Genomic DNA, 19,088 nt, shown 5'->3' on the forward strand with positions numbered 1-19,088 from the left:
GCGCGGGCTCCGGTTGTCACACTGCTGTAACTCCGAATGCATTGCAGTTGGCGCAGCATTCGTTGGTACCTTTAGTACCCGTCAGTAGTACTACCCAGTACCCATAATGCGGTTTGTCGCATCCGTGTACCCGGGCGCCGCCCCCCGATCAGGGATCGCGGGCGGCGAGGTTTACGTCTTTTCGTTCGGCTCTGTTGTGACCGGCTTTTGACCAGGCCTTTCGCTTCTGTATGTTTTGCCGCCGGGCCGGCATCGCTGCCCGGGCTGCCAGTTCGGTCGCTGGCTACTTCGACAGAGCGGACGTAAGTGTTTGAGTCGTCCTTCCAAGCGCTGCGGGCTTCAGCCCGTCTTACCTTCGCGATAGTTACCCGCACTAATGCGGGGCGTTGTGGCCGGCGAGGCGCCCCTGGTCATAATTACAGGGGTGGCCTCACCGGCAAAGTTTTTTCAATGACGCGGCCAATATATATGAAAGAGGCGCGCACCGGCCGATTGGCGGTATTTTCTCCAGTTACGATGCCTGTGGCCCCTCTTATGGGACGCCGCACACCGCCGAAAACCAGCCCAATTCAGGCCGGCCGAATATAACACAGGCCAAAGGATGCTTCAATTGTGGCCACCGCCGGGAGATCGCGCCGGATCGAGAGGAACGGGGCGGTGCAATATTCAGGCGCGGCGGCTATTATGCGCCCCATGCGAAGTGACCACCCCCCCGTCCCGGCCTCTCCGGCCTCTCCGTCCAATTCCGGCCGGGCCCCAGGCGGCTCCGCCCAGGCTCCAGGCAGCGTGCAGTTCCTGACCGTGCCGGAGGAGCTGGCAGGCCAGCGGATCGACAATTTCCTGCAGGCGCGCCTAAAGGGCGTGCCGCGCTCGCGCATCTATCGCATTCTGCGCAAGGGCGAGGTGCGGGTGAATAAAGGAAGGGTGAAAGCGGAATACAGGCTGCGGGCGGGGGATGTGGTGAGGGTCCCTCCGGTGCGTACTGCCGACCAGGCCCCCGCGCCGGTTGCCGGTGACCAACTGCGCCGGCTTGTGGAGCAATCCATACTGTACGATGCCGGCGGGCTGTTGGTGATCGACAAGCCGGCGGGGCTGGCGGTACACGGCGGCAGCGGTGTGCGACTGGGGCTGATCGAGATATTGCGACAGATGTTTCCCCAGAGCCCGTTTATGGAGCTGGTGCACCGGCTGGACCGGGATACCAGTGGCGCGATCATGGTCGCGCGCAAACGCTCTGTTCTGTTGCATGTGCAGGCGGAGTTGCGCGCGGGCAGGGTGGGTAAGTCCTATCTGGCCCTGGCGGCGGGAAAGTGGCCGAGGGGGAGGCGCCTGGTGGAGGCGCCCCTGCGCAAGAATACCCTGAAGAGCGGTGAGCGGATGGTGTCGGTCGACCCCTCGGGCAAGGATTCGGAAACCCGGTTTCAGGTGCTGGAACGTTTCCGCGATGCGACTCTGGTGTCCGCTGAGCCAGTCACCGGGCGCACCCACCAGATACGGGTGCACGCCCAGTTTGTTGGCTGTCCGCTGGCCGGTGACGCAAAGTACGCGCCGGATGAGGTGAATTGTGTCTTTCGAGAACAGGGGCTAAAAAGGCTGTTCCTGCATTCGGCGAAGGTGAGTTGTTCCCTCCCCGGGGGTGAAAAGATCTGTATCGAGGCACCTCTGCCGGGGGAGCTGGAGTCCGTTCTGGCAACTCTGCGTGAGAGTAACAGCTATAGATAGACCCATAGGCCCGGAGCACTGAATACAATGACCTCGTCCCTTCTGCGCCCCAACAAAGCGGCCCTGCGATGTTGTTTGTTGTTCATTTAATGTGCTAAACCACGCTCGCGCCTGGTTCGCTTCGAGGGCGGGGCGGCAGGGCGGTTGTCAAATTTAGTGTTAAACAGGTCCTAAGCAGTAGGAAATCGTTATGTTGGTAATCCTGGACTGGGATGGCACCGTCTGTAACTCCGAGGCGCGCATCGTCTCCTGTATGCAGCGCGCCGCGGAAGGGGTGGGTCTGCCGGTGCCGGCTGCGGGAGCGGTCGGTAACATTATCGGCCTGGGGCTGCCGGAGGCGGTAGGAATCCTGTTTCCCGAGGTCGTCGACGACCAGCGCCAGCGCTTGCGCGAGCGCTACTCGGAGGAATGGCTGGCGGCGCGCAGCGAGCCGCTGCCGCTGTTTGACGGGGTGCTGTCCACCTTCGATAGCCTGCTGGGCGCGGGACATAGGTTGGCGGTGGCCACCGGCAAGAGCCGCCGGGGGCTGGAGCGCGAGTTCCGGGAGCTGGGGCTTGGCTCCATGTTTGTGGCCAGCCGCTGTGCCGATGAAACCGCCTCCAAGCCGGACCCCCGCATGTTGCGCGAGCTGCTACTGGAAACCGGCTGCCCGGTGGAGGAGGCGGTAATGGTGGGGGACACGGTCTACGACCTGAACATGGCTGCGGCGATGGATATGGCTGCTATCGGGGTCAGCTACGGCGTCCACGACCGGGAGCGGCTGCAGGCTTGCGGCCCTCAAGCGATTATCGACCGCTTCCCGGAGCTGTTGGAGTGGCCGCCACTGGGGGGCTGACTGGGCGGCCATTCCGCGGTGGGGCCTGGGCGACCCCGCTGAAACTCAGGCCAGCGGGTCCACGCCAAACGCTCCAAGCATGGTAACTAGTCGAATTAATGGAAGGCCGATCAGGGAATTCATGTCCGATCCTTCCATTTTTTCGAATAGAACTATTCCCAAACCCTCCACTTTAAACGAACCTGCACAATCGAAGGGTTTTTCTCTCTCCACATAGCGATTTATTTGCTCTCCGGTCAATCGGCGAAAGTGCACAGTGAAGGTTTCCAGTTCCGTACGCTGCTCGCCGCTGCCGGCATCCAATAGGCTGAGCCCGGTGTGGAAATGCACCGCTCGTCCGCGGCAAAGACGTAGTTGCTCCACGGCCCTGTCGCGCCCCCCGGGCTTACCCAGGATGTGGCCGTCACATTCGGCCACCTGGTCGGAGCCGATAATCAGTGCCTGCGGGTGAGCGGCGCGCAATGCCCGGGCCTTCTCCGCCGCCAGCCGTTGGGCCAGGTCCTGGGCGGTCTCTCCCGGCAGTGCTTCTTCATCTATATGTGGCGAGTCGGCTTCAAAAGGCAGTTGCAGCTGCTTGAGCAGGGCGCGGCGGTAGGGAGAGCCGGAAGCTAGAATCAGGGGGCGAAGCATGGTGTTTTCCTGCGTAAATGGCCCGATCTTGCGGGGGCGGAATTGTTTTGACAAGGGTGGGGGTAGTCCATAGAATTGCGCGCTTATGTCGATGCCCCCCTCTAATGCTGCGCTGCCGCGCATTGTCGATGCTCGCAAGCTGGTACAGCGCGAGCAGCGGCTGGCCGGAACGCTTCCGCGGTCAGCGCTGCAGCGGCTGCTCTCGGCGGCCGAGTCTGTCGACGAGGATGTCCGGGCCGAGCTGACCTTTGCACGGGATATCCAGGGTCATTTGGCGGTGGACGGTGTGCTGCGCTGCCGGGTACAGCTGCTCTGTCAGCGCTGCCTGGAGCCAATGCCCGAAGAGATAGAGGCAACTTTTCGCTGGGGGGTGGTCTGGTCCGAAGATCAGGGCAAGGCGCTGCCCAAGGGCCTGGACCCAGTGGTACAGGAAGGTGATGAGCTGGACTTGTACGAAGTGCTGGAAGAAGAGATTTTGCTCAATCTGCCCATGGTGGCCTACCACCAGGAGGAGTGTGTCACCCGCGACCGCTTCCACTATGGTGAGGACGCCGGGGAGGCGGATGAGCAGCGGGAAAACCCCTTTAAAGTGCTGGAACAGTTGAAGGGTTCATCGCGCAAGCGGTGAGTTGGGCTCGCCGATGAGGCGCCCCGGTTCCAGTGTAATTTGTTATTTTAGGAGCAAGCCATGGCTGTTCAGCAAAACAAAAAGACCCGTTCCCGTCGCGGCATGCGTCGTTCCCACGATGCGCTGGGTGGACCCACCCTGTCTGTCGACCCGACTACCGGTGAGAAGCATCGCCGTCACCACGTGACCAAAGACGGCTTCTACCGCGGCCGCAAAGTGATCGACGTCGGCGGCGCTGAAGTAGAAGAGTAAACTTTGTCCAGCCAACTGCGATTGGCCGTGGATGTGATGGGCGGGGACTTAGGTCCCCGCTCTGTCGTTCCGGCCTGTGTCAGATTCCTCAATCGATTCCCCCATGCGGAACTGGAACTTTTCGGTCCGCAGACCCAGCTTCAGGCTCTCCTCGATGAACAGCGGCAGCCCCAATTGCACGGGCGGCTGCATATCACCTCTTGCGAGCAGGTGGTTACACAGAGCTGCAATCCCATACAGGCGGTGCGCCACAAGCGCGAATCCTCCATGGCCCGAGCGCTGCAGGCGGTGGCCCGCGGGGAGGTGCAGGCGATGGTGACCTCCGGTAACACCGGTGCACTGCTTGCGCTCAGCCGCAGCATTCTGGGTACCATCGAGGGCGTGCGGCGACCGGCGCTGGGCAAATCCCTGCCTGCGGAAGCGGGGTCCTGCTTCCTGCTGGACCTGGGTGCCAATATCGACTGCACCGCAGAGGACCTGCTGCAATTCGCCCGCATGGGCATCGAGGCGCAACGGGTACACACCGGCAAGCGGGATCTCCGGGTGGCGCTACTGAATATCGGCGCGGAGGCGCACAAGGGAACGGAGGAGATCCGCCGCGCGGCGGAATTGTTGGAGAAGGACCCGGCTATTCATTACGCTGGATTTGTCGAGGGGCATGATATTTTCACCGGCGTGGTGGATGTGGTGGTCTGCGACGGCCTGATGGGGAATGTGGCGATGAAATCCGCCGAAGGTGTAATCCGACTCATGGGTCAGAAAGCCTTCACCATCGAGAGAAAGAGTCCGATTAAGCGCTTTTTTGGCCAATTAGCCATAAAGCTGTTGCGAAAATGGCGTACACAGGTGGAACCCGCCCGCTATAATGGCGCCAGTTTTTTAGGGGTGAAAGGTAACGTGATCAAGAGTCACGGCGGCGCCAGCAGCGAGGCGTTCTACCGGGCGATGATCACTGCCAAAGAGTGCGCCGAAGCCGACCTGGCCGCCAGGCTGGGCCGCGCCATGGCGCAGGTAAAGGCGTAACACCCCAATCATTGCCAACCAGGTTTAAGGATGTTCCATGACCAATGCAAGGCTCGCATTTGTCTTTCCCGGCCAGGGCTCCCAGCAGATAGGTATGCTGGCGGATGCCGCGGCTGAATTTCCCGAGATCCACACCACTTTTTCCGAGGCGTCCGATGTGCTCGGTTACGACCTCTGGGACCTCTGCCAGAACGGTGAACAGGCGGACATCAACCTCACTGAGCGCACCCAGCCGCTGTTGCTCACCGCCAGTGTGGCGTTGTACCGCGCCTGGTGCGCCCGCGGCGGAGTCCATCCCGCGAGAATGGCCGGCCACAGCCTGGGCGAGTGGTCGGCACTGGTGTGCGCCGGCACTCTGGCCTTTACCGATGCCGTACACCTGGTACAGGAGCGCGGCCGCCTGATGCAAAAGGCCGTGCCGGCAGGGGAGGGCGCCATGGCTGCAGTGATCGGCCTGAATGATGCTGCGGTTGAGTCTGCCTGTGCCGAAGCGGCAGAGGGCGAGGTGGTGGCGGCGGTCAACTACAATTCCCCCGGGCAGGTGGTTATCGCCGGCAGCAGTGCTGCGGTGAGCCGCGCCATCGAGGCCTGTAAGGCGGCGGGAGCCAAACGCGCCATGCCGCTTCCTGTGAGCGCACCTTTTCATACCGAATTGATGCGCCCGGCGGCGGAAAAGCTGGCGGCGCAAATCGAGTCGACGGAGTTTCACGCACCGGAAATTCCGGTAATCCACAATGTGCACGCCCGCCCTGAGTCGGACCCCGCGGCCATCAAGGCGTTGATGGTGGAGCAAATCTACAGCCCGGTGCGCTGGACCGAATGTGTGCAGGCCATGGTAACCGAAGGCACCGGGCAACTGGTGGAGTGCGGGCCGGGCAAGGTGCTGGCGGGATTGGCCAAGCGCATCGACCGCAGCCTGACCTGCCACAACATCGACACCCCGGACCAATTGAATACCGCACTGCTGGCCACTGCGGAGTAATATCTCGAATTCGAGTGGAGCGACAATGACACTGACAACTTCCCTCAACGATAGAGTGGCCCTGGTCACCGGTGCCAGCCGCGGCATCGGTGCGGCCATTGCCGATACCTTGGGCGCGATGGGCGCCACGGTGATCGGCACTGCCACCAGCGCCTCTGGCGCGGAAAAAATCACCGCGCGCTTTGCTGAAAAGGGTATCTCAGGTGTAGGTAAGGAGCTGGATGTCACCAGCGCAGAAAGCCTGGCTACACTGCTGGAATCGGTGAAAAAGGATTTCGGCGCACCAGTGATCCTGGTAAACAATGCGGGCATTACCAAGGACAACCTGCTGATGCGCATGAAGGACGAGGAGTGGGCGGAGGTGATCGACACCAATCTTTCCGCGGTCTATCGTGTAACCAAGGCCTGCCTGCGGGATATGACCAAGGCGCGCTGGGGGCGGATTATCAATATCAGCTCAGTTGTGGGCAGCATGGGTAACGCCGGCCAGAGCAACTACGCAGCCACCAAGGCCGGAGTCGCCGGTTTCGCGCGTTCGCTGGCGGCGGAAGTGGGCTCTCGGGGTATTACGGTGAATACCGTGGCTCCCGGATTTATCGATACCGATATGACCAAGGTGCTTCCGGAAACCCAGCGCGAAGCGCTGATGGGCCGGATCCCGCTGGGGCGTCTGGGGGACCCCGAAGAGATCGCTTCAGTTGTCGCATTTTTAGCCAGTGATGCCGGTGGATACGTGACCGGAGAGACCATTCATGTGAATGGCGGCATGTATATGGCCTGATATTTTTCCTCAAAAAATTGCTGTAACTGTTTGATTAACAAAGAGTTTGCAATGGTGCTTTGGGGAGCGAAAGGCGGCGCATTACATCCCGAAAAAGTTGGGGTACAATGCCGCCTCGCATTAACCGAAGCTGTGTGAGCCGGTCGTTATCCCGCTTTGAATATCGCGGGGCAGAAATTGAAAACGACTACAACAGATTTTTATCCACTAGGAGTTAAATTGAATCATGAGCAGCATTGAAGAGCGCGTTAAAAAGATCGTTGCTGAACAACTGGGTGTGAAGGAAGAAGACGTAAAGCCTGAAGCCTCATTTGTTGAAGATCTGGGCGCTGACTCCCTCGACACAGTTGAGTTGGTAATGGCTCTGGAAGAGGAATTCGAAACTGAGATCCCCGACGAAGAAGCCGAAAAAATTACAACTGTTCAGCTGGCCATCGATTACATCAAGGAAAACCTTGGTTAATTCCCGCTGGGTGGTTTAGGCATCGGGTAGCCGCCTGTTGCCCGATGCTGAAAGTATTGTGAAAGCCGTTCTATGTCGCATAGTGCGGCTTTCCTTTTATTAGGCTTGTTAGCACTAAGCGAAAGTGACTGCCGGCTTAAATCCCGGTCGTCCTGAAATGATCTCGGGGGAAACACGAGTGTCGCGTAGAAGAGTAGTCGTTACCGGAATGGGCATGATCAGCCCCCTGGCCAATACCCTGGAAGATAGCTGGACCGCAATTCTCGCCGGCACCAGTGGGGTAGTACCTATCGAGTCTTTTGATGTCTCGGATTTTTCTACCCGCTTCGCCGCCACGGTAAAGGATTTCGATCCCGCGCTCTACATGCCGGAAAAGGAAGCGCGCAAAATGGATGTATTCCTGCGCTTTGGGATGGCCGCGGGTATCCAGGCAATGGAAGACAGCGGCCTGGAAATTACCGAGAGCAATGCGCCGCGGATAGGCGCTTGTATTGGCTCCGGCATGGGTGGCATCGCCGAGATCGAACGCAACGCCATGTTGATCGCAGAGCGGGGCCCGCGCCGCGTTTCCCCCTTCTTTGTGCCGGGCGCCATTATCAATATGGTTTCCGGCAACCTGTCGATCAAATACGGAATGAAGGGCCCCAATCTTTCCACTACCACCGCTTGCACCACAGGCACCCACGCGGTGGGTCTGGGCTTGCGCACGATTCAGTACGGCGACGCCGATGTGATGGTGTGCGGCGGGGCGGAAATGGTTACCACCCCGGTGGGCCTGGGCGGTTTCTGCGCAGCGCGTGCGCTGTCCACCCGCAACGACGATCCCCAGCGGGCCAGCCGCCCCTGGGATGTGGATCGGGACGGCTTCGTGCTGGGCGAGGGCGCCGGGGTACTGGTGCTGGAAGAGTACGAGCGGGCCGTGGCGCGCGGGGCGAAGATCTACGCGGAGCTGATCGGCTTCGGCATGAGCGGTGATGCATACCACATGACCTCGCCGCCGGAAGACGGCGCCGGCGCAGCCCTGTCCATGCAGAACGCGCTCAGGGATGCTGGGCTGTCGGCGGACGGCATCCAGTACATCAACGCCCACGGCACTTCCACACCCTTGGGAGATAAGGCGGAGATTCAGGCCGTGCACTCGGTGTTCGGTGCCGCCGCCGACAAGCTGGCAGTGAGTTCCACCAAGTCCATGACCGGTCACTTGCTGGGTGCCGCGGGAGCGGTGGAGGCAATTTTCTCGGTGCTGGCCCTGCGCGATCAGGTGGCTCCACCCACCATCAATCTCGAGAACCCGGACGAAGCCTGCAGCGGCATCAACCTAGTGCCTATGGAGACCCAGGAGAAGGCTATCGATGCGGTGCTGTCCAACTCCTTTGGTTTTGGCGGCACCAACGGATCGCTGATCTTCAAGCGGATCTGACCAATACCAAGACATTAGCGCCCGCCGGTTCCGGCGGGCGCATCTCTATCCGGGGGGATCATGACCACACTCCCGCTCTTCTTTGAAAAGGCTGCCGCCGTGGTCTCCCAGCCACCGGACGACGCCTACACCGACGGACTGCTCGAGACCATGCGCTGCCAGAGTGGCCGGGTACCCCTGTGGCCGCTGCACCGCGCCCGCCTGCTTCGCTGCAGTCGAATGGGGGAAGGGGAGTTGGCCGAAATAGAACAGGCTCTGAAGCGAATCGCCGCCGACTGCCCGGTCCCGGCCGCCAAACTGCGTTTGCGCCTGGGGTATCGGGGCGGCCGCCGGTGCTGGGATATCAGCCTGCTGCCGCTGGAGCCCACGCCGGAACTGGAAGAGGGCGCCCGCCTTTTCCTCTGCACCGGGCGGCTGCCGGGCGGTAAAACTGCCAACCCGGGCTGCAAATCCCTTGACCGCGCGGGATATAATCGCGCCAAAGCCGAGTTGCCCCCCGGGGAGACCTGCGACGGTCTGCTGTTGGACACTGGGGGTTGGGTGATCGAAAGCCTGCGCTGCAACCTGCTGCTAAGGCTGGACGGCGCCTGGATCACACCGGACCTGAGGCGCTGTGGGGTTCGGGGAGTAATGCGTGACTGGCTGGGTGCGCGGATTCCCCTGGAGGAAGCAGATATCGATCTCGAGACCTTGTGCGCCGCGGAGGAAGTGGCGCTGTGCAACAGCCTCCGGGGCGTTATGCCGGTACGGGAACTGATTGACCATTGCCGTTGGCTGCCGGGCCCGGAGACCCGTCAGCTGCAGCGGTGGATTGCGGAAGAGTTGTGGTGAAGAAGAAACAAGCTAAAGCGAAAAAGCGCCCCTGGCGCCACCTGCTGGGTGCCTCCGTCCTGTTGCTGCTGATCGCGGCGGCTTCCCTGTGGGCGATGCAGGCCGTCCTGGTGCGGCCGCTGGCGGTTGGGGACGATGGGCTGCGTTTCGAGGTGAGCAGCGGCGGCAACCTGTCGCGAGCTCTCCGGGACCTGGAGCGGCGCGGCGTACTCCAGTGGCCGCGGCTGGTGCTCGCCTATGCCTACTGGAAGGGCAAGACCGGAATCCACGCGGGCGAATACCTGGTGCCGGTGGGTAGTAACGCCAAGGACCTGGTGGAGCGCTTGAACCGCGGCGACGTCACCCGCTACCGGCTCACCCTGGTGGAAGGCTGGACTTTTCGCCAGGCCCTGGAGCAGGTACGCGCCGGCCGCAATATCGTCAAGTCTGAGGAGGGCGCGGACGCCGCCCGTGCCGCTCGCGCGCTGGGGTTCGACGGCGAAAGCCCCGAAGGCTGGATTTTTCCGGACACCTATGTCTATCACTCCGGCACTACGGATATCGAGCTGCTGCGGCAGGCCTACCGACGTATGCAGCGAATCCTGGAAGAGGAGTGGCAGGTTCGCGACGACAATCTCCCCTACAGCTCTTCCTATGAAGCGCTGATCATGGCTTCGCTGATCGAAAAGGAGACCGGCCAGCCCTCGGAGCGCAGTGAGATTGCCGGTGTTTTTGTGCGTCGCCTGAACAAGGGCATGCGCCTGCAGACGGACCCGGCGGTGATTTACGGCCTGGGCGAGGAATTTGATGGCAACCTGACCCGAGCCCACCTACGGGAGTCCAGCCCTTACAATACCTATGTCATCGACGGGCTGCCGCCCACACCCATCGCCCTGCCGGGGCGCGAAGCCATTCGTGCGGCATTGAACCCGAAGGCGGGCGACAGCCTGTATTTTGTCGGCAAGGGCGACGGTTCGCATCACTTTTCGGCCACCCTGGCGGAGCACAACCGCGCGGTACAGGAATACCAGCTGAAGCGCCGCGCGAACTATCGCTCCAGCCCGGCCCCGAAAGAAAACAGGGAAAACTGATTTTGCGGCGCGGAAAATTTATCACCCTCGAGGGTGGCGAGGGGGTGGGCAAGTCCACCAACCTTCAGTTCATTACCGGCTGGCTGCGGGATCGCGGTATCGCCTTTATACAGACACGGGAACCCGGCGGCACGCCGCTGGCGGAAGAACTGCGCGAGCTGCTATTGTGCAACCGCGACGAAGCGGTGGACCCCACAGCCGAACTGCTGATGGTCTTTGCCGCCCGCGCCCAGCATATCGCCCGCGTCATCGAGCCGGCGCTGGCCCGCGGCGACTGGGTGATCTGCGACCGTTTCACTGATGCCACCTACGCCTACCAGGGCGGCGGTCGCCAGCTCGACCGTACACTGATCGCCCAACTGGAGCAGACAGTGCAGGGAGACCTGCGCCCGGACAGGGTCCTGTTGCTCGATCTGGACCCGCAGACCGGCCTGGCCCGCGCCGCCGATATCGGCGCTGCCGACCGCTTCGAGAACGAACAGCTCGCCTTCTTCCTGCGGGTGCGCGCCGCCTATCGGGAGCGCGCTGAAGCGGCGCCGGAGCGCTACGCAGTGATTGACGCTAGCCAGCCGCTGGAGCAGGTGCAGCGACAGTTGCAAACGGAACTCGAACGGCTCGTTTCACCGACATCTGAATAACACCTGTAGGAGCGGCCCATGGCCGCGATTGAAGCCGCTTCGTAGCTATTGCGATCGCGGCCATGGGCCGCTCCTACAGATATTGGAAGGCTGACGCCAAGTGCCCGAAACCAGCGAAAACCCAACGCTCCCGTCGCCGCTGCCCTGGCAGGCCGAGCAGTGGCAGCGCCTAGGCGCCCAGTGGCGCGCCGGGCGCTGCCCGCACGCGCTGCTGTTCAGCGGCCAGCCGGGCCTCGGCAAGCGGCGTTTCGCCGAGGCCTTTGCCGCGCTGGCGCTGTGCGAACACCCCCGTGACGGCCTGGCCTGTGGCGGCTGTCGCGGCTGCCGGCTGTGGCGCGCGGGCTCGCACCCGGATTTCCTGCGCGTGGAGCCGGAGAAGCCTGGCGGGCCGCTGAAAGTGGAGCAGATCCGCCAGCTGGGCGGTTTTGTCGCCCGCACCAGTGGCCGCGAAGGTGCACGGGTGGTGTGGCTGGCCCCGGCGGAGGCGATGAACGTCAACGCCGCCAACGCGCTGCTGAAAAACCTTGAGGAGCCCGCCGCATCGGTGATCTTCCTGTTGGTCAGCGACTCGCCCTCCGGCTTGTTACCCACCATTCGCAGTCGCTGCCAGTCAGTGGCTTTCCCCGCACCTTCGGAAGAGGCCGCGCTGCGCTGGCTGCACGAGGGTGGGCTCGACGGACAGTCTGCGCGCAGCGCACTTGTCCTCTCCGGCGGCGCGCCGTTGCTGGCACTGGAGCTGGTGGAACCGGAAGCGCGGGAGGCCCGAGAACAGTTTCTCGCCGACCTGATCGCGCTGGCGCAATCCGCCGAGGCACCGGTGGCCGTAGCAGGGCGCTGGGAGAATCCCGGTGAGGGTATCGAGCTGAGCCAACTGCTGAAATTCTGGCAGCAGTGGCTGGCGCAGATGCTGCGCGCGCGCAGTTGTGACCTGACCGCGGACCGGCAGGTTATCGGGCTGCTGCAGCGGCTGCCCGGCAGGGGGACGGAAAGTCTGCGGCCCCTGTTCGGCTTTTCCGACCAACTGGCTGAGGCGCGTCAACTGCTCAGCGGCGGAGCCAACCCCAACAAGCGACTGCTGTTGGAGGACCTGTTGATCCGTTGGGCGAAGTTGTACGCTTAGCGAGCACTGCTCGCTGTACAACTTCGCGACCGGCCATGGATGGCCGGGCCGGGCGTCACTCCAGGGATGGCTGCTTGAGACGAATTCATAGCCCCAAAATTCTGGACACCAGTTGTATGCTCCGCTACCGTACCGACAACCAAAAACAATGAGGTCCGGCCATGAAAGCCATGGGTGGCGGTGCCCGCAACGGCATCCTTTCGCTGAAAATCCAGGACAAGTCCGTACTCTACGCGGCCTACATGCCCTTCGTGAAAAACGGCGGCCTGTTTATCAGCACTGACAAATCCTACGACCTCGGCGATGAGGTGTTCCTGCTGCTGAACCTGATGGACGAACCGGAAAAGGTCCCGGTGGCCGGTAAAGTGGTGTGGGTCACCCCGGCGGGTGCGCAGGGTAATCGTACCCCCGGTATTGGTGTACAGTTTTCCGACAAGGACAATGTCGCCCAGAACAAGATCGAAACCTACCTGGCCGGGTCCCTGGAATCCAGCCGACCGACCCACACCCTGTAATGCTAGTAGATTCACACTGTCATCTCGACCGACTCAAACTGGACAAATTCGACGGCGACCTGGACGCGGTGCTCCAGCTGGCCCGCAGTCGCGGTGTCGGCAAGTTCCTGTGCGTGGGTATCAGCCTGGAGAACGTCGACCGGGTAGTGGATATCGCCGGGCGTCACGAGGATGTGGTCTGCTCCGTGGGCGTACACCCACTGGATGTGGACTCCGGCCTCGCCGATGTGGACAAGTTGCTGGAGCTGGCGCAGAAGCCCAAGGTGGTGGCCCTCGGGGAAACCGGGCTGGACTATTACTACAGCACTGATACCAAAGAAATACAGCAGCAGAGTTTTACCACCCACCTCCAGGCCGCCGGCCGCGCGCAACTGCCGGTGATAGTGCACACCCGCGATGCCCGCGAAGATACCATCGAACTGATTCGCGAACACGGCAGTCCGGAACACGCCGGCGTACTGCACTGCTTTACCGAGAGCTGGGAGATGGCAAAAGCCGCACTCGACCTGAATTACTATATTTCCCTGTCCGGCATAGTGACTTTCAAGAACGCCGGGGAGCTGCGCGACGTAGCGCAAAAACTGCCGTTGGACCGGCTGCTGGTGGAAACGGACTCTCCCTACCTGGCACCGATTCCCTACCGGGGCAAACCCAATATTCCGGCCTACGTGCGCGAAGTGGCGGAATTTATCGCCGAGTTGCGGGGCATTCCCTACGAACAACTGGCCGAAATTACCACAGAGAATTTTCACCGCCTGTTCAAACGGGCCGCCTGAGGAAATCCATTCCATGATGCGACAACAGTTGCAGGCCATGCTGGCTCTGCAAGATGAGATCAATACACTGGTCAGCGATAACTGGCGCGAACAGAACCACGCCTGGTACCGGGCCATCTGGGTCGAGAGTGCGGAGCTGCTCGACCACTACGGCTGGAAGTGGTGGAAAAAACAGCAGCCGGACCTGGATCAGGTGAAACTGGAACTGGTGGATATCTGGCACTTTGGCCTCAGCCTGGAGCTGCAGCAGGGCAGTCCCGAGCAGGTGGCCGGGCGTATGCAGGCGGAATTCGAAGGTGGGCAGAGAGAGCCCGGCGATTTCCGCGAAAACCTGGAAGCCTTTACCCTGGAAACCCTGGCCAGTCGCCAGTTCGACCTGGTGGGCTTCACCCAATTGATGGCCGACGTGGAGCTGTCGTTCGAAGAACTCTACCGCCGCTATGTAGGCAAGAATATTCTCAACCGCTTCCGCCAGGATCACGGCTACAAGGACGGGAGCTACGTGAAGAACTGGGCCGGTCGCGAAGACAACGAGCACCTGGCAGAGCTGGCCGGACAGTTGGACACGGGCGCGCCGGATTACAGCCGTCAGCTCTACACCGCACTGCAGAGCCGCTACCGCGAGCTGGCTGTCGCGTAGGGTGCGTGCCCGGGTACACCATCCCCGGTATTTGTGTCATTCCTTACGCTCTTCCACCCGCGGCTTGCGGGTCTCCGGCCCGCCAACAGGGCTGGAATTCCGCCCCAGGTGCAATTTACCCCCAAAGCCCTATAATGCGGGCGCCTGAAAACTACGGAGACTTATCGTGAAAGCACCTGTTCGTGTTGCTGTGACCGGCGCTGCCGGCCAGATCAGCTATTCGCTGCTGTTCCGCATCGCATCTGGCGAAATGTTGGGCAAAGATCAACCGGTTATCCTGCAGCTGCTGGAAATCACCCCGGCGCTGGAAGCCCTCAAGGGTGTGGCCATGGAACTGGAAGACTGCGCCTTTCCGCTGCTGGCGGGCATTGTGCAATCCGATGATGCCACCGTGGCCTTCAAGGATGCCGATTACGCGCTGCTGGTCGGTGCGCGCCCCCGCGGCCCGGGTATGGAACGCAAGGACCTGCTGGAAGCCAACGCGGCGATCTTCTCTGCCCAGGGTAAAGCCCTGAACGACGTGGCTTCGCGCAACGTGAAAGTGCTGGTGGTGGGCAACCCCGCCAACACCAATGCACTGATCGCCCAGCGCAACGCCCCGGACCTGGACCCGCGCAACTTCACCGCCATGACCCGCCTGGACCACAACCGCGCGCTGTCGCAGCTGGCCAATAAAACCGATTCCACGGTCAATGACGTCACCCATATGACCATCTGGGGTAACCACTCCTCCACCCAATACCCGGATCTGTATCAAGCCAAAGTATCCGGCGCAGCGGCCATGGAGAAGGTGGAGCAGGACTGGTACGAAAACGACTTTATCCCCACCGTACAACAGCGTGGCGCGGCCATTATCAAGGCCCGCGGAGCCTCCTCCGCCGCCTCCGCCGCCAACGCCGCTATCGACCACATGCGCGACTGGGCTCTGGGTACCGCCGAGGGCGACTGGGTGAGCATGGCGATCTACAGCGACGGCTCCTACGGCATCCAGGAAGGACTGATCTACTCCTACCCCTGCACCTGCAAGAACGGCGACTGGGAAATCGTTCAGGGCCTGGAGATCAACGATTTCTCCCGCGGGAAAATGAGTGCTACCGAACAGGAGCTGGCGGAAGAGCGCGACGCGGTTGCCCACCTGCTGCCGTAACTGCAGATCGCCGGGAACGGCACTCAGTAACTGAAAAGCCCGCACCTTGCGGGCTTTTTTGTGATCTGTATCACATTAAATTGTTGATCTGTGTGGATTATTTGCCTTGGTCAGTTAGAATTCGCGACCGCTGAATCAACCTCGGTCGAATTGCGCCGTGCACTGGTAACAGCTGAATAACAAGGAATGAACAATTTGTCTGCTTGTCGAGGGGGAAGGCAGTTACTGCCCGCCATTCTGTTTGCGCTTCTATTGTCTTCAGCCACGTATCCCACAGCCGCCCAAACACCGCCGGATGCCGAGCGCCAGCTTCGCTTGCAGGAAGAGCGCCTGGAACAGTTCCGCCGCGAGCAGCGGGAGAAGGAGCGCCAGAGGATTGAAGAGGACCGGCTGAGCCTGCCGCGGGAAGAGCGCTATCGCTCCGATGGAGTACAGAAGTACTGTTTCCCCCTCTCTGAACTGGATCTGCGCGGCGACGGTGGCCTGCTGCCGAAACAAAAGCTGGATGAGCTGAGCCGGGGTTTTTTCGGCTACTGCGTGGGCGTAGGGCAGATCAACGTATTGGTCGAGCGGCTGACCCGTTACTACTTCGACCTCGGCTACGTCACCACCCGGGTTTATCTTCCACAACAGGATCTGAGTAGTGGCACCCTGCGCCTGGAAGTATTGCCGGGTACTGTGGAAGCCCTGGCCTTTTCCGCGCCGGAAGCAAACCTCCACCTTTCCCTGACCTCCGCGGTACCTCTGGAAGAAGGCGACCTGTTCAATCTGCGCGCCCTGGAACAGGGGCTGGACCAGCTCAACCGCCTTTCCTCCAACAATGCGACGGTCGAACTGGCGCCCGGAGAAAAGCCCGGCAGCAGCCGCGTGCTTATCGATAACCGGCCTTCCCGTCGCTACCGCGCCACCTTCGGCTACGACAACAGCGGGGACGAATCCACCGGCGAAACACAGCGCAATCTACTGTTGGAGTGGGACAGTCCTCTCACCCTGAATGACTACCTCTACCTGTACTACCAGGGCGACGTGAAAGATACCGCAGACGGTCTCGGCAGCGAGAGTGCCAGCCTGCACTACAGCATTCCATACCACTACTGGACCTGGTCGCTGGATATCAACCGTTTCGAATACCTCTCCACGGTGGAGGGCTTCCTCACAAATTTCGAGTCCGCGGGAATTTCCGAATCAGTGCGCGCATCCGCCAACCGATTGGTCTACCGGGACCAGCAGAACAAATTCAATTTGATCTTCGGGCTCGCGCGGAAGAAAAGCCGCAACTTTATCGAGGATGTACTGCTGGAAACGGCCAGCCGCACCCTGTCCACCGGTTCCCTGGGCGCCTCCTGGCAGTGGTACGGCGAGGGCGGTGGTTCGCTTTTTACAGAGCTCACCTACCATCACGGCATGAAGCAGTTCGGAGCACTGGAAGATTCGGATCTGAACGGCGGGCCCGAGGCGCAGTTTGAAAAATACACTTTGAATTTGAATTATCGCACCGCCTTCGCCGCACTGGGGCGGAACTGGTACTGGCGCAGCGGCCTGCGCGGCCAGTACAGCGACGACCGGCTATACGGCAGCGAACAGTTCACCATCGGTACCGGTGGCAGTGTGCGCGGTTATAAAAGCCTGGGGTTGAGTGGCGCCAGTGGCGCCGTAACCACACAGGAAATCAGTGGTTACTTCCCACTGTCCGGCTGGCTGGAGGAAACCGGAGTGCAGCTGGCACTGGGCCTGGAAGCGGGCGACGTCAGCCTGGCGGGGCACAAGCAGTCGCTGAAGAGCTGGTACAGCACTGTCAACTGGAGCGGCCTCGGCCTGCGTCTGAGTCTCACCTACGCAGAACCCATAGCGGCGCCGCGGGAGTACGAAGTGCCGGGGCAGGCAGTTTACGGCTCTTTCAACTGGGAATTTTGATCGAGCTTGTAGACATCATGGATTGACCTGCCCAGCCTCGACATCGTGGGTTATGTTTGGAGGCTGGAAAGAACCCTAAACACAGAGCCACATCGAGGGGGCAGGTCATGCAAGAGTTTAACAATATCTACGTCGGTTTGGATGTTCACAAGAACAGTATTGCGGTTGCGGTGGCCCGGGAAGGGCGGGACAACCCGGAGTACTTGGGAGAAATTGCGCACGACAGCACCTCTATCCGCAAGCTGCTCAAGCGCTTGAGCCCCAATGGTGAGGTACTGAACGTCTGTTATGAAGCGGGCCCCACCGGCTACGGGCTGTATCGCGAGCTGACCAACCGGGGCCATGAGTGCGACGTGGTAGCGCCATCGCTGATCCCCCGCAAGCCGGGGGAGCGGCTAAAGACGGATCGCCGGGATGCCCAGATGCTGGCGCGCCTGCACAGAGCTGGAGAGCTGACCCCGGTGTGGGTACCGGACCAGGAACAGGAAGCCATACGCGATCTGACCCGTGCGCGGGAGGACATGAAGGCGATAGAGCTGAAATCCCGCCAGCGACTGGGCGCCTTCCTGCTCCGGCACGGTAAGGTTTACCAGGGGAAGAGCCGCTGGACCCAGGCCCATTGGCGCTGGCTGGAGGAAGTGAAGTTTGACAGTCCCGTCCAGCAGATCGTCTTGCAGGAGTACGTCGATGCGGTCAGTGCGGCTCAGCAGCGGGTAGAAGACCTGGAGAAGGTCATGCGCGAGGCGCTGCAAGGTTGGACATTGCAGCCGGTGGCGGAAGGCCTGATGGCCCTGCGTGGTGTCGACGTGGTTACCGCGATGACGATCCTGGCGGAGCTGGGAGACATCACCCGCTTCGACTCCCCACGGGAACTGATGGCCTATCTTGGCGTGGTACCCAGCGAACACTCCAGCGGGGAGAGTCGTCGCCAGGGCGGCATCACCCGCACGGGCAACGGCCACGTGCGGCGGGTACTGGTGGAATCAGCGCACAGCTACCGCTACCCGGCGCGCAAGACACGCTGTATCCAGCGGCGGGCCGAGAAGACCTCAGACCGGGTGCAAGCCATAGCTTGGGAGAGCCAGAAGCGCTTGTGTGGGCGTTACCAGAAGCTGCTGCAGGCCGGCAAATTGAAGAACGTGGTCGTCACAGCGATAGCCCGCGAGCTGGCGGGTTTTATCTGGGCGATCGCCTGTGAAGTAGCCGGCAAGCCGCACGGCAGCAAGGTTGTGGCATGAACTGTTGTCAGTGGCTTCGGGTCAGGGCATGGGAGGCCGGTGAGGAGAACCCTAGAGGCTCCTATGTGGCGCCCTTCGAGCCCGGAGGGTGACCCACGACAGTAGAGAAAGGCAGCTCCGCGACGAAGTGAAGTCAGGTCGGTAACCAACCCACGCATATCAGAATGATCCACCGTCGCAAACAGCCTTTCATGTCCTGACCCGAAGCCACTGACAGAGAGGAACAACGGAAAATGCAGTGCCAATAGTTGACAGGTCAATCCATATCAGGAGCCTGCTTGCAGGCGAAAAGGGGGCCTGGCGCAGGGCTGGATAGCCTTCGCCTGCAAGCAGGCTCCTACAAAGGAATACCGTAGGATGGGCACAAATCGGCAGGACCGCCGATTTGGACGCCGCAGGCGCCCGAAGGGCGAGCGCCATGGATGGCGTGAGTCAAAGCGCAGCGTGCCCATCAAAAATTTGG

Annotated in this window: 20 protein-coding genes; 19 read left to right on the forward strand and 1 reads right to left on the reverse strand. The window is 61.4% G+C overall.

The genetic code is table 11. The annotated features are described in order from the left end of the window. Nucleotides 1-795 precede the first annotated feature (795 nt). Nucleotides 796-1,722 carry an RluA family pseudouridine synthase gene (locus tag PP263_RS04720; protein ID WP_308368558.1) on the forward strand — a complete coding sequence of 309 codons (927 nt, stop codon included), beginning with the start codon at nucleotides 796-798 and terminating at the stop codon, nucleotides 1,720-1,722. 190 nt (nucleotides 1,723-1,912) lie between these two features. After that, nucleotides 1,913-2,557 (forward strand): HAD-IA family hydrolase, encoded by a 645-nt coding sequence (locus tag PP263_RS04725; protein ID WP_308367216.1) that lies wholly within the window; start codon nucleotides 1,913-1,915, stop codon nucleotides 2,555-2,557. Nucleotides 2,558-2,602: 45 nt separating this feature from the next. Here the strand turns inward: PP263_RS04725 and PP263_RS04730 are convergent, their stop codons facing one another. Then, a complete protein-coding gene (locus PP263_RS04730; RefSeq protein WP_308367217.1) occupies nucleotides 2,603-3,187 on the reverse strand; it encodes a nucleoside triphosphate pyrophosphatase in 585 nt (194 codons plus the stop codon). Nucleotides 3,188-3,272: 85 nt separating this feature from the next. Here PP263_RS04730 and PP263_RS04735 point away from each other — a divergent pair, with 85 nt between their 5' ends. The 17 genes from PP263_RS04735 (at nucleotide 3,273) to PP263_RS04815 (ending at nucleotide 18,625) form a co-directional block, all read left to right on the forward strand. After that, a complete protein-coding gene (locus PP263_RS04735) occupies nucleotides 3,273-3,815 on the forward strand; it encodes a YceD family protein (RefSeq protein ID WP_308367218.1) in 543 nt (180 codons plus the stop codon). A 60-nt stretch (nucleotides 3,816-3,875) separates the two neighbouring features. Continuing rightward, nucleotides 3,876-4,067 carry a 50S ribosomal protein L32 gene (rpmF, locus tag PP263_RS04740; RefSeq protein ID WP_183456897.1) on the forward strand — a complete coding sequence of 64 codons (192 nt, stop codon included), beginning with the start codon at nucleotides 3,876-3,878 and terminating at the stop codon, nucleotides 4,065-4,067. Between the two features lie 3 nt (nucleotides 4,068-4,070). Next, complete coding sequence (gene plsX / locus PP263_RS04745; protein ID WP_308367219.1) at nucleotides 4,071-5,090, forward strand: phosphate acyltransferase PlsX; 1,020 nt, start codon at nucleotides 4,071-4,073, stop codon at nucleotides 5,088-5,090. 37 nt (nucleotides 5,091-5,127) lie between these two features. Beyond that, nucleotides 5,128-6,072 carry an ACP S-malonyltransferase gene (gene fabD / locus PP263_RS04750; RefSeq protein ID WP_308367220.1) on the forward strand — a complete coding sequence of 315 codons (945 nt, stop codon included), beginning with the start codon at nucleotides 5,128-5,130 and terminating at the stop codon, nucleotides 6,070-6,072. Nucleotides 6,073-6,097: 25 nt separating this feature from the next. Continuing rightward, the gene (gene fabG, locus PP263_RS04755; RefSeq protein WP_308367221.1) at nucleotides 6,098-6,853 is read left to right on the forward strand and encodes a 3-oxoacyl-ACP reductase FabG; all 756 of its coding nucleotides are present in this window, start codon (nucleotides 6,098-6,100) and stop codon (nucleotides 6,851-6,853) included. Between the two features lie 226 nt (nucleotides 6,854-7,079). Next, nucleotides 7,080-7,316, forward strand: a complete 237-nt coding sequence (gene acpP, locus PP263_RS04760) for an acyl carrier protein (protein WP_067080870.1) — start codon at nucleotides 7,080-7,082, stop codon at nucleotides 7,314-7,316. A gap of 178 nt (nucleotides 7,317-7,494) precedes the next feature. Next, nucleotides 7,495-8,736 carry a beta-ketoacyl-ACP synthase II gene (gene fabF, locus PP263_RS04765; RefSeq protein WP_308367222.1) on the forward strand — a complete coding sequence of 414 codons (1,242 nt, stop codon included), beginning with the start codon at nucleotides 7,495-7,497 and terminating at the stop codon, nucleotides 8,734-8,736. Between the two features lie 60 nt (nucleotides 8,737-8,796). Then, complete coding sequence (locus PP263_RS04770) at nucleotides 8,797-9,567, forward strand: aminotransferase class IV (RefSeq protein WP_308367223.1); 771 nt, start codon at nucleotides 8,797-8,799, stop codon at nucleotides 9,565-9,567. After that, complete coding sequence (gene mltG / locus PP263_RS04775; protein ID WP_308367224.1) at nucleotides 9,564-10,637, forward strand: endolytic transglycosylase MltG; 1,074 nt, start codon at nucleotides 9,564-9,566, stop codon at nucleotides 10,635-10,637. Before PP263_RS04770 ends, mltG begins: the two co-directional genes overlap by 4 nt. A 2-nt stretch (nucleotides 10,638-10,639) precedes the next feature. Continuing rightward, a complete protein-coding gene (gene tmk / locus PP263_RS04780; protein ID WP_308367225.1) occupies nucleotides 10,640-11,275 on the forward strand; it encodes a dTMP kinase in 636 nt (211 codons plus the stop codon). 100 nt (nucleotides 11,276-11,375) lie between these two features. Further along, nucleotides 11,376-12,395: a DNA polymerase III subunit delta' gene (locus tag PP263_RS04785; protein WP_308367226.1), complete on the forward strand. Its 1,020-nt coding sequence runs from the start codon at nucleotides 11,376-11,378 to the stop codon at nucleotides 12,393-12,395. Between the two features lie 161 nt (nucleotides 12,396-12,556). Then, nucleotides 12,557-12,910 carry a PilZ domain-containing protein gene (locus PP263_RS04790; RefSeq protein ID WP_183456921.1) on the forward strand — a complete coding sequence of 118 codons (354 nt, stop codon included), beginning with the start codon at nucleotides 12,557-12,559 and terminating at the stop codon, nucleotides 12,908-12,910. Further along, nucleotides 12,910-13,686, forward strand: a complete 777-nt coding sequence (locus PP263_RS04795; protein WP_308367227.1) for a TatD family hydrolase — start codon at nucleotides 12,910-12,912, stop codon at nucleotides 13,684-13,686. Before PP263_RS04790 ends, PP263_RS04795 begins: the two co-directional genes overlap by 1 nt. Before the next feature lie 16 nt (nucleotides 13,687-13,702). After that, nucleotides 13,703-14,326: a dUTP diphosphatase gene (locus PP263_RS04800; RefSeq protein ID WP_308368559.1), complete on the forward strand. Its 624-nt coding sequence runs from the start codon at nucleotides 13,703-13,705 to the stop codon at nucleotides 14,324-14,326. 166 nt (nucleotides 14,327-14,492) lie between these two features. After that, complete coding sequence (locus PP263_RS04805; protein WP_308367228.1) at nucleotides 14,493-15,473, forward strand: malate dehydrogenase; 981 nt, start codon at nucleotides 14,493-14,495, stop codon at nucleotides 15,471-15,473. A 252-nt stretch (nucleotides 15,474-15,725) separates the two neighbouring features. Continuing rightward, the gene (locus tag PP263_RS04810) at nucleotides 15,726-17,387 is read left to right on the forward strand and encodes a ShlB/FhaC/HecB family hemolysin secretion/activation protein (RefSeq protein WP_308367229.1); all 1,662 of its coding nucleotides are present in this window, start codon (nucleotides 15,726-15,728) and stop codon (nucleotides 17,385-17,387) included. A 107-nt stretch (nucleotides 17,388-17,494) separates the two neighbouring features. Beyond that, nucleotides 17,495-18,625 carry an IS110 family transposase gene (locus PP263_RS04815; protein ID WP_308367230.1) on the forward strand — a complete coding sequence of 377 codons (1,131 nt, stop codon included), beginning with the start codon at nucleotides 17,495-17,497 and terminating at the stop codon, nucleotides 18,623-18,625. The last annotated feature ends 463 nt before the right edge of the window (nucleotides 18,626-19,088 follow it).

This window comes from Microbulbifer sp. TB1203 (assembly GCF_030997045.1).
In the GTDB taxonomy this organism is placed as follows: domain Bacteria; phylum Pseudomonadota; class Gammaproteobacteria; order Pseudomonadales; family Cellvibrionaceae; genus Microbulbifer.